Genomic DNA, 10,726 nt, shown 5'->3' with positions numbered 1-10,726 from the left:
GGGCGTGGCCGGCTTGGCGGCCGCGCCCAGGGGCGGCGGCGTTGCCGGGGTCGCCATGCCGGGGATACGCACCGGCGGCGGCACGGCCGCCTCGCCGAGCGGGGCCAGCTTGATGACGGTGGACTTGGGTTCGCTCTCACTGCCCTGGGCGTTGGTGGCCATCAGCTTGGCAAGTTCGGCGATGAGATCGTCGGATTTTTCCTGGCTGTCAGACATCTGCTGCGGTTTCGCTGGCAAAGAACGCAGCGCCCCCTGGAATGATTGCGGTCCTCGCCCCGGACCGAGCCGAGCGTTGCTGGCCAGTCATCACACCAATGCGCCCGAATTATGAAAGCTCATCAGGGGCGGAAACTCCAAGTATTGACAGGCCGTTGACGATCACCTGGCGCACGGCGTCAACCAGCGCGAGTCGGGCGAGCGTAAGTGTTGGGTCATCGCCGTTAACAAAGCGTAAGCTAACATCTTCTTTGCCCTTCGCCCAGAAGCCGTGGAAGGCCGCGGCGAGTTCATAGAGATAGAAGGCGATGCGGTGCGGCTCATGCGCGACGGCCGCGGCGGCAACGGTGCGCGGCCACTGCGCCACGGCGCGCACCAGCTCGAATTCGGCAGCGGTGGCAAGCCGGTCCAGGTCTGCCGCCTGCAGCGCCGCCGGGGAAGTATCGAGGCCGGGCAGCTCGCGCTCGGCCACCCGGAACACCGAGCAGGTGCGGGCATGCGCGTACTGCACGTAGAACACGGGATTGTCGCGCGTCTGCTCCTTGACGAGGGCGAAATCGAAGTCCATCGCCGCATCGTTGCGCCGGAACAGCAGCATGAAGCGGGTGGCGTCGGCCCCCACCTCCTCGACCACGTCGGCCACGGTGACGAGGTCCCCGGAGCGCTTGCTCATCTTGAACGGCTCGCCGCCCTTCATCAGGCGGACGAGCTGGCAGATGCGCACGTCGACCTCGGCCTCCCCCCCGGAGATGGCCTTCACCGCCGCCTGCAGGCGCTTGACGTAGCCGGAGTGGTCGGCGCCCAGCACGTTGATCATGTGCTTGAAGCCGCGCAGGTACTTGTTCCTGTGATAAGCGATATCGGCGGCGAAGTAGGTGTAGCTGCCGTCCGACTTGATCAGCGGCCGGTCGACGTCGTCGCCCCAGTCGGTGGCGCGGAACAGCGTCTGCTCGCGATCCTCCCAATCCTCGGGCGTCTTGCCCTTGGGCGGCTCCAGCCGCCCTTCGTAGATCATGCCCTTGTCGCGCAGCCACTTGAGCGTGAGGTCGATGTCGCCCCCCTGCCCGTGCAGCTGCCGCTCGGAGAAGAACACGTCGTGGTGGATGTTGAGCTTGGCGAGGTCCGACTTGATGAGTTCCATCATCGCCGCCAGCACGCGCTCCTTGACCAGAGGCAGCACCTCATCCTCGGGCCTGCCGGCAAGGCTGTCGCCGAACTCCCGCTTTAGCGCCTCGCCGACCGGGACGAGGTAGTCGCCCGGATACAGCCCCGGCGGAATCTCGATCGATTCCCCCAGGGCCTCGCGATAGCGCAGCAGCGTCGAGCGGGCGAGCGTATCGACCTGGCTGCCGGCGTCGTTGATGTAGTATTCGCGGGTGACCGCGTAGCCCGAGTAGGCCATCAGCGAGGCCAGCGTGTCGCCGAATACGGCGCCGCGCGTGTGGCCCACATGCATCGGGCCCGTCGGGTTGGCCGAGACGTACTCGACATTGACGCGCTCGCCCTTGCCGACGTCGGAGCGGCCGAAGGCGGCGCCCTCCCGGCCGACGGCGCGCAGCACCTCGAGCCAGAGCCGGTTGGCGATGCGGAAGTTGAGAAAGCCCGGACCGGCGACCTCGACCGACGCCACGTCCGGGTCGGCGGAGAAATGCTCGGCCAGTGCCGCGGCAATGTCGCGCGGGCTCCGGCCAAGCGGCTTGGAGACGACCATCGCCGCGTTCGACGACAGATCGCCGTGCCCGGGGTCACGCGGCGGCTCGACGACGAAACGCGCCAGGGCGTCCGCGGGGACCTCGGGGTAGAGAGCCGCGAGGGCGGCCGAGACACGGTTGGCGAACAGCGCGAATACGTCCATCGGAATTCCAGTCGGCAGGGAAGCCGCGGGGTTACCCCAATCGGCGGGCAGCGTCAAACAGTCGGGCATGCTGCTCGCTGGCATAGGGGTCGGTCATGCCGGCGATGAAATCGCACACGATCCGGGCCCGCGCCGCGGGGCTCGCGGCGGCGCGGGCCGCCTCCCCCCAGCGGCCGGGCAGGTCCTGCGCGGCGACGTAGTGGTCGAACAGGTCGGCCACCATGCGCTCGCTGTCGCGCACCGGCGCCATCACCGTGTCGCTGCGGTAGACATTGTCGAACAGGAAGCGCTTGAGCGCCTGCTCCGCTTCCGCCATCGGCGCCGAGAAGCGGATCAGGGTGGCGCCGGCGAGGCGGACGTCGTCGGCGCTGCGCGGCGCCGCCGCGGCGATGGCGGCAGCGCTGGTGGCGACCACGTCCTCGATACCCCGCGTGATCAGCCGCCGCTGCACCTCGTGCGCCTGGCGGCTGGACTCGAGCCCCGGCCAACGCGACAGGACCTCGCGCACGATCGGGCCGGCCAGCGGTACGTCGACCAGGTCGGGCAGGTCCAGCAGGCCGGCCCGCAGGGCGTCGTCGATGTCGTGCGCGTCGTAGGCAATGTCGTCGGCAATGGCGGCCGCTTGTGCCTCCAGGCTGGCGTGCGTCCAGGGCTGCAGGTCGGCGCTGGCGGGGATCTCGTCCAGCCCCTCCGGCAGGCCCTCGGTCGCGTACCGGCCCCGTGCCCGCCCCGCCCGGTCGACCAGCGGGCCGTTGTGCTTGAGGATGCCTTCGAGCGTCTCCCAACTCAGGTTGAGGCCGTCGTGCTCGGCGTAGCGATTCTCGAGCCGGGTAACGACGCGGATGGCCTGCATGTTGTGGTCGAAGCCGCCGAAGGCGGCCATCCGTTCGTTCAGCACCCGCTCGCCGGCATGGCCGAACGGCGTGTGGCCGAGATCGTGCGCCAGCGCCACCGCCTCCGCCAGGTCCTCATCCAGCCGCAGCGAGCGCGCGATCGAGCGCGCCATCTGGCTGACCTCGAGGGTGTGGGTAAGCCGCGTGCGGAAATGCTGGCCCTCGTGGTGCAGGAAGACCTGGGTCTTGTACTGCAGGCGCCGGAAGGCGGTGGAATGGATGATGCGGTCGCGGTCGCGCTGGAACTCCGAGCGGGTCGGGCTGTGGCTCGCCGCATGCAGGCGTCCGCGGCTCTGCGCGGGGTCAGAGGCGTAGGGGGCGCGTTCGCTCATGCTGGGTACAACACCCTTTTCATTCCGGCCGCAGGTTCCTACATTGCTCGCAGGCGCGCCGCCTTGACCGGCGCGACGCAGCGAAGGCCCACCATGAGCGCAGCTTCTCTAGCATCCAACGACATTGTCTTGACAGACCGCGCGGCGCGCAAGATCAGCCGCATCCTCGCCAGGCAGCCGGCCGGCACCGTGCTGCGCATCACCGTCTCGGGCGGCGGCTGTTCCGGCTTCCAGTACGAATACAAGCTGGTGCAGGAGGTCCCCGCCGCTGACGACCTCGTGCTGTCGGGGGACGGTGCGACCGTGCTGATCGACTCGCTCAGCCGCGAGTTCATGGGCGGCGCCGAGATCGACTATGTCGACGACCTCATCGGCCAGTCCTTCGAGATCCGCAATCCCAATGCCGTCGCCTCCTGCGGCTGCGGCACCAGCTTCGCCGTCGCCTGAGTCCCCCGTCGCCGCCGGGAGGCGGTTTACGCCCGCACAAGGGACCGCTAGGGTCCCGCGCGGACAGGGAGATTCCCCATGCGCATCGCGACCTGGAACATCAACGGCGTCAAGGCGCGGCAAGGGGCGCTGCTCAAGTGGCTGGGCGAGTCGGGCCCGGAGATCGTCTGCCTGCAGGAGATCAAGACCGTCGACGACGGCTTCCCGCGGGCCGAGATCGAGGCGCTCGGCTACAATATCGAGACCCACGGCCAGAAGGGCTGGAACGGCGTCGCCATCCTCTCCCGCCGCCGCTTCGACGAGGTCGTGCGCGGGCTGCCGGGTGACGACGCGGACGAGCAGGCCCGCCTGATCGAGGGCGTCTTCTCGGTCGAGACCGGCGCGATCCGGGTCTGCTGCATCTATTTGCCCAACGGCAATCCCGTAGGCAGCGAAAAATTCCCCTACAAGCTCAAGTGGATGGACCGCCTGATCGGCTTCGTGGAGCAGCGGCTGGCGCTGGAGGAGCCGTTCATCCTGCTCGGCGACTTCAACATCATCCCGGCCAATATCGATGCGAAGAACCCGGAAGCGTGGGTGGGCGACGCGCTGTTCCGCCCGGAGAGCCTCGAGCGCTTCCGTGCCCTCCTCAACCTCGGCCTCACCGATGCGCACCGCGCGGTGAGCGACGAGCCGGGCTACACCTTCTGGGATTTCAAGACGTTCGGCTGGGAGCGCGACAACGGCATCCGCATCGACCACCTGCTGCTGTCGCCGCAGGCGGCGGACCGACTGGAGGACGTCGTCGTGCACCGCGAATTGCGCGGTTGGGACAAGCCCTCCGATCACGTGCCGGTCGAGGGCGAGTTCTCGTTCTAGGGCCGGCCTTTACAGCCCACCGAAGCGCGTCCCCAGCGAGTCCGCCATGCTGATGGCCTCGGCCCGCTGCTCGGGCGTGGCCGCCGCGGTCGCATCCTTCAGCATCGCCTGAATCCACTGCTCGTCAGGGGTATGGGCAGCGCGGCGACTGGCGACGGTGAGCCACATCAGCCCTTCGACGCGGTTGGGGGCGATGCCGTCGCCCTTGAACAGCATCTGGCCGAGTTGGGCCTGCGCCCCGGCATGGCCCTTGCGGGCGGCGAGGGACAGCCAGCGGGCGCTCTGCAGCGGGTTGTCGCCCAGTTCGTTGTCGTCGAGGTAGAGCTTGCCCACGCGGTATTGCGCGTCGGCGTCGCCGAAATACGACGCCGCGTGCATCATCAGCTTGTTGGAGTAGTCCTCGTCCTTGGGAATGCCGGCCTCGGGCAGGCCGGCGCGGTAGTACTCGCCGACCTTGACGAAGGATTGGGCGACGATGTCGGCCTCGAGGCCCTGGGGGGCCGCGTCGGCGTGCTCGTCGGCGATCTGGCTGAAATAGCCGAAGGCCTTGACCGGGTCCTTCCGCACGCCCTCGCCGTTCTCGTACATCACGCCCAGCTGCCACAGCGCCATGGGCTGGCCGGCCGCGGCCGCGTCCTCGAGCGCCGATAGCAGCGTGTCGCCGGAGATGCCGCCGCCGGCGCCGTCGAGGATGTTCGCCATGTTGAGGGCGGCATCCGCGGCGGTTTCGCCGGGCAACGCGCTGAGTACCGCCTGGGCCTTGGCCGGCAGGGCGGCGACCGCCATGCCGAACGTCGCCCACGCGGCAACGGAGATCAGGGCATGTTGGACCCTAAATGTCCGCATAACACTCCTTCTCGCCCTTGGCGCCGGGGTTGGTCAAAGCGCCGTAACGCGCCGGCCCCACCAGCTGGGCATACTTCCAGATCGCGCCAGAACCGAACTGGCCTTCCCGCGGCGACCACCCTGCCCGCCGCTTCTCGAACTCCGCGTCGCTCACATTGACCGAAATCGTCCCCTCGACCGCGTCGATGGTGATGATGTCACCGTCCTGCACCAGGGCGATGGGCCCGCCGACGGCGGCTTCCGGCCCGACATGGCCGATGCAGAAGCCGCGCGTTGCGCCGGAGAAGCGCCCGTCGGTGATGAGCGCCACCTTGTCACCCATGCCCTGACCGTAAAGTGCCGCGGTCGTAGCGAGCATTTCGCGCATACCGGGTCCACCCTTCGGGCCCTCGTAGCGGATGACGAAGACTTCACCCTCTTTGTAGTTTTTGTGTGTCACCGCCTCGAAGCATGCTTCCTCGTTGTCGAAGCAACGCGCCGGGCCCGAGAACTTCAGGGTCTTCATGCCGGCAACCTTGACGATCGCCCCATCGGGGGCGAGGTTGCCGCGCAGCGACACCACGCCGCCGGTGGGGGTGATCGGGTTGTTGTAGGGCCGGATCACGTCCTGCTGGTCGTTCCACTGCACGCTGGCCATGTTCTCGGCCAGCGTCTTGCCGGTGACGGTCATGACGTCGCCGTGCAGGAAGCCGCCGTCGAGCAGCGTCTTCATCAACTGCGGGATGCCGCCGGCCTCGAACATGTCCTTGGCCACATATTTGCCGCCCGGCTTGAGGTCGGCGATGTACGGCGTCCGCTTGAAGATCTCGCCGACGTCGAACAGGTCGAAATCGATCCCCGCCTCGTGCGCCATCGCCGGCAGGTGCAGCGCCGCGTTCGTCGAGCCGCCCGAGGCCGCCACCACCGTGGCCGCGTTCTCGAAGGCCTTGCGGGTGACGATGTCGCGCGGCCTGAGGTTCTGGCGCAGCAGTTCCATCACCTGCTCGCCGGCAGCCGCGCACAGCGAATCCCGGATCTCATAGGGCGCCGGTGCGCCGCACGAGTACGGCAGGGCGAGTCCGATGGCCTCGGCCACCGTCGCCATCGTGTTGGCGGTATACTGGCCGCCGCAGGAGCCGGCCGACGGGCAGGCCACGCGCTCCATCTCGTCCAGTTCCGCGTCGTTCATCTTGCCGACCGAATAGAGCCCGACGGCTTCGAACAGGTCCTGCACCACGATGTCGCGACCGCGATAGCGGCCCGGCAGGATGGAGCCGCCATAGATGAAGATGGACGGCACGTTGAGCCGGATCATCGCCATCATCATGCCGGGCAGCGATTTGTCGCAGCCGGCCATGGCGACCAGCGCGTCGTAGGAATGCCCGCGCATCGTCAGTTCGACGGAATCGGCGATGACGTCGCGCGACGCCAGCGAGGACTTCATCCCCTGGTGGCCCATGGCGATGCCGTCGGTCACCGTGATGGTGGTGAACTCGCGCGGCGTGCCGTGCGCCGCCGCGACGCCCTTCTTCACCGCCTGCGCCTGGCGCGACAGCGAGATGTTGCAGGGGGCAGCCTCGTTCCACGCCGTTGCCACGCCGACCAGCGGCTGGTGGATCTGGGCGCTCGTGAGCCCCATGGCGTAGAGGTAGGAGCGGTGGGGGGCGCGTTCCGGCCCCTCGGTGACGTGGCGGCTCGGGAGCCGGGATTTGTCGACGTAGTTGGTATCCATGTATTCCTGTCCCACCTGCCCGGAGCGATCATCCGGCACATTCTTCTGAGGCGCACGTCGTGATCGGCACCTGGGCAAGGTCCTTGGGCAGGCGCAACGGCGTCCGGCACGCGGGGCGCTCCCGCGTTTTCAGACGCCCTCTTGATGCCCGCCCAATCCTTGTTTCGTCGTCCCCTTTTGGGGTCAGATTGTGGCGACGTTCCTCAGTAAATCGTTGATCGCCAAGAGGGTCGGGCGGGATTCGGCGAGGCTGTTGCAAAAACGTCACGAGACGCGCGCCGCGCTCGTGCCGGCCCCGGGAAACCGTCAGCTCAGCCGCTGCAGGGCGGCCGCGAGCCGGTCGCTGCGGTCGACGGCCTCGGCCCGCCGCGCGCGCTGCTCCTCGATCACCTCTTCCGGCGCCTTGGCCACGAACTGGGCGTTGCCGAGCTTGCGGTCGATCTTGTCGATCTCCTCGGCGAGCTTGCCGATATCCTTCTGCAACCGCGCCCGTTCGGCACCGAGGTCGATGACCCCGGCCAGCGGCAGCGCGAAGGTCGCCTCGCCCTGGACCAGCTGCGCCGATCCGGCGGGGACGTCGTCGACATAGTCCACGCTGGCGAGGCGGGCGAGGCGCGTCAGTGCGGCGAGCTGCGCCTCAATGCGGGTGCCGGTCTCGGCCCCTGCCCCGATGACGGCGAGCGGGATCTTGGCCCCGGCCGGTACGTTCATCTCGGTGCGCACCGAGCGGATGCCGGAGACGATGTCGATGAGCCAGGTGATCTCGGCGTCGGCCTCCGCGTCCTCGACGCCGGTCAGCGCCGGCCACTCGGAAAGCACCAGCAGCCGCTCGCGCTTCGGCCCGTCCTTGCCGGTTTCCGCCCACAGCTCCTCGGTGACGAAGGGCATGAACGGGTGCAGCAGCTTGAGGATCTGGTCGAGCACGAAGGCGGCGGTCGCCTGCGTCTCGCGTTTTGCCGCCTCGTCGTCCCCGGTGAGGACCGGCTTGGCGAGCTCGAGGTACCAGTCGCAGAACGTGCCCCAGACGAAGTCGTAGGCGGCGTTGGCTGCCTCGTTGAACTTGTATTCCTCGATGCCACGCGTCACCGCCGCTGCGGCGCGGGCGGTGGCGCCCACGATCCAGCGGTTGACGGCGAGCGTGTTGGCCCGCGGCTGGAAGCCGGCCACCCGCACGCACTCGTTCATCTCGAGGAAGCGCGCCGCGTTCCACAGCTTGGTGACGAAGTTGCGATAGCCCTCGACGCGCGACACGGCGAGGCGCATGTCGCGGCCCTGCGCCGCCATGGCGGCCATGGTGAAGCGCGTCGCGTCGGCGCCATAGGTGTCGATCAGTTGCAGCGGGTCGATGACGTTGCCGCGCGTCTTGCTCATCTTCTGGCCGCGCTCGTCGCGCACCAGGGCGTGCATGTACACGGTATGGAACGGCTCGGTGCCGGTGAATTCGAGCCCCATCATCATCATCCGGGCGACCCAGAAGAAGATGATGTCGAAGCCGGTGACCAGCACGTCGGTCGGGTAGTATTTCCTGAGTTCCGGCGTGTCGTGCGGCCAGCCCAGGGTCGAGAACGGCCACAGCGCCGAGGAGAACCAGGTGTCGAGGACGTCCTCGTCGCGGTGCAGCGGCACCTTGGAATCGCGCAGTTCGGCGAAGGGGTCGGTGCGCTTGATCTCGGCCCAGGTCTCGGCGTTGAGCCGGTCGCGCTGCGTCGTCTCGAAGGCCGCGAAGGCCTTGAGATACGCGCCCGAATTGAGGCCGCCGTCATGCACTTCCACGGCGCGGCCGTAATAGGCGATGGCCTGCTTCACCGCCTCCGCTTCCGTCGCCGCCACGAACACCTTGGGGCCGGCCTCCGGCTTGTCGAAATCGGGATCGGCGTTGTTGCGCGGCCCGTACCACGCCGGAATCTGGTGCCCCCACCAGAGCTGGCGCGAGATGCACCACGGCTTGATGTTCTCCATCCAGGCGTAATAGGTGTTCTCGTACTGCTTGGGGACGAACTTTGTCCGCCCCTCGCGCACCGAGGCCAGCGCCGGCTGCGCCAGCACCTCGGCATTCACGAACCACTGGTCGGTCAGGTACGGCTCGATGACGACCTGCTTGGTCTTTTCGTCATAGGGCACCATGATCTTCTTGTCTTCGACCCAGACGAGGGCGCCGATCGCCTCGAGGTCGTGCAGCACGGCGGAGCGCGCCTCGAAGCGGTCGAGGCCGCGATACTCCTTGGGCGCGTAGCCGCTGATCCGCGCCTGGGTGGTGAAGATGTTGATGGGCTTGAGGCCGTGGCGGACGCCCACCTCGAAGTCGTTGAAATCGTGTGCCGGCGTGATCTTCACCGCCCCCGAACCCAGCTCGGGGTCGGCATATTCGTCGGCGACGATCGGGATGCGCCGCCCCACCAGCGGCAGGATGACGTGCTTGCCCACCAGGTGCTTGTAGCGCTCGTCCTCGGGGTGCACCGCCACGGCGGTATCGCCCAGCATGGTTTCGGGGCGCGTCGTCGCCACCACGATGTACTCGTCGGATTTGTCCACCGGGTACCTGAGGTGCCACATCTTGCCGTCGGTCTCGATGTTCTCCACCTCGAGATCGGAGATCGCCGTCTCCAGCACCGGATGCCAGTTGACCAGCCGCTTGGCGCGATAGATCAGCCCCTTGGCATGAAGCTCGACGAACACCTTGCGGACGGCCTCGGACAGGCCCTCGTCCATGGTGAAGCGCTCGCGCGACCAGTCGGCCGAGGCGCCGAGGCGCTTCAGCTGGTTGAGGATGGTGCCGCCGCTCTCGGCCTTCCACTCCCAGACGCGGCGCAGGAACTCCTCGCGCCCCAGTTCCCGGCGCGAGGGCTGCTGCGCCTCCATCAGCCGGCGCTCGACGATCATCTGGGTGGCGATGCCGGCGTGATCGGTGCCGGGCTGCCACAGCACGTCCTTGCCGCGCATCCGCTCGAAGCGGATGAGGATATCCTGGATCGTGTTGTTGAGCGCGTGCCCGACATGCAGCGACCCGGTGACGTTGGGCGGGGGAATGACGATGGTGAAGGTTTCCGCCCCCGGCCTCGCGCCGGCACCTGCCGCGAAGGCTCCGGCGTCGAGCCAGCGTTGATAGATGCGGCCCTCGACGGCGCCGGGTTCGTAGGTCTTCTCGATCATCACCGCTTCCAACAGCAACGGCCCGCCGCAATGCTTTCGCATGCCGGGCGGGCCAGAAATCAGGTCTAAGGTCTAAAGCAAAGGCGCGGCCCCAAAGTCAACAGCCGTGCCGCGCGAACGCTATTCGACGCCGCGGGAGAGGCGGGCGATCTCCTTTTCCACCATGCGCTCGACGATTGCGGGCAGGTTTTCGTCCAGCCACTCCTTGAGCATCGGCCGCAGCAGGTCGCGCATCATCTCCTCGATGGTGACGCCGGTATTGACCATGGACATGCCGCTCAGGCGGGAGAAAGCGTGCTTGACGGCGCTGCTGGTGGTCGGCTCCAGCAGCTGCTCGGCGAGATCCGCGCTGAGGTCCGGGTCGGGCATGGGCGCCGCCTGGGCGACGCTCGGGGTCGGGCGCACCGGCGGCCGCGGC

General features: G+C 67.9%; 9 protein-coding genes. 2 read left to right on the top strand and 7 right to left on the bottom strand.

Going from position 1 to position 10,726, the window contains the following annotated elements; translation table 11 throughout:
• The 3 genes from VGD93_RS08690 to VGD93_RS08680 all read right to left on the bottom strand — a co-directional run.
• The coding region (locus VGD93_RS08690) for a hypothetical protein (RefSeq protein WP_395011160.1) at positions 1-216 on the bottom strand (216 nt) is incomplete at its 3' end.
• Between the two features lie 109 nt (positions 217-325).
• Positions 326-2,071: an arginine--tRNA ligase gene (gene argS / locus VGD93_RS08685; protein WP_395011158.1), complete on the bottom strand. Its 1,746-nt coding sequence runs from the start codon at positions 2,069-2,071 to the stop codon at positions 326-328.
• A 31-nt stretch (positions 2,072-2,102) separates the two neighbouring features.
• Positions 2,103-3,296, bottom strand: a complete 1,194-nt coding sequence (locus VGD93_RS08680) for a deoxyguanosinetriphosphate triphosphohydrolase (protein ID WP_395011156.1) — start codon at positions 3,294-3,296, stop codon at positions 2,103-2,105.
• Between the two features lie 93 nt (positions 3,297-3,389).
• Here VGD93_RS08680 and VGD93_RS08675 point away from each other — a divergent pair, with 93 nt between their 5' ends.
• Complete coding sequence (locus tag VGD93_RS08675; RefSeq protein WP_395011155.1) at positions 3,390-3,743, top strand: HesB/IscA family protein; 354 nt, start codon at positions 3,390-3,392, stop codon at positions 3,741-3,743.
• A 78-nt stretch (positions 3,744-3,821) separates the two neighbouring features.
• Positions 3,822-4,601: an exodeoxyribonuclease III gene (gene xth, locus VGD93_RS08670; RefSeq protein WP_395011153.1), complete on the top strand. Its 780-nt coding sequence runs from the start codon at positions 3,822-3,824 to the stop codon at positions 4,599-4,601.
• 9 nt (positions 4,602-4,610) lie between these two features.
• Here the strand turns inward: xth and VGD93_RS08665 are convergent, their stop codons facing one another.
• From VGD93_RS08665 to VGD93_RS08650, 4 genes are all read right to left on the bottom strand, one after another.
• Positions 4,611-5,387 (bottom strand): tetratricopeptide repeat protein, encoded by a 777-nt coding sequence (locus VGD93_RS08665; protein WP_395011151.1) that lies wholly within the window; start codon positions 5,385-5,387, stop codon positions 4,611-4,613.
• 46 nt (positions 5,388-5,433) lie between these two features.
• The gene (ilvD, locus tag VGD93_RS08660) at positions 5,434-7,158 is read right to left on the bottom strand and encodes a dihydroxy-acid dehydratase (protein ID WP_395011149.1); all 1,725 of its coding nucleotides are present in this window, start codon (positions 7,156-7,158) and stop codon (positions 5,434-5,436) included.
• A 306-nt stretch (positions 7,159-7,464) separates the two neighbouring features.
• Entirely contained in the window at positions 7,465-10,308 is a 2,844-nt protein-coding gene (locus VGD93_RS08655) for a valine--tRNA ligase (protein WP_395011147.1), read from the bottom strand.
• Between the two features lie 120 nt (positions 10,309-10,428).
• A partial coding sequence (locus VGD93_RS08650; protein WP_395011145.1) for a PopZ family protein occupies positions 10,429-10,726 on the bottom strand: 298 nt, incomplete at its 5' end.

Origin of the sequence: Devosia sp. (assembly GCF_036406155.1) — a bacterium.
Classification (GTDB): Bacteria; Pseudomonadota; Alphaproteobacteria; order Rhizobiales; family Devosiaceae; genus Devosia_A.
Note: the sequence above shows the minus strand (reverse complement) of the source record. Positions and strands in the feature narration are given on the sequence as shown.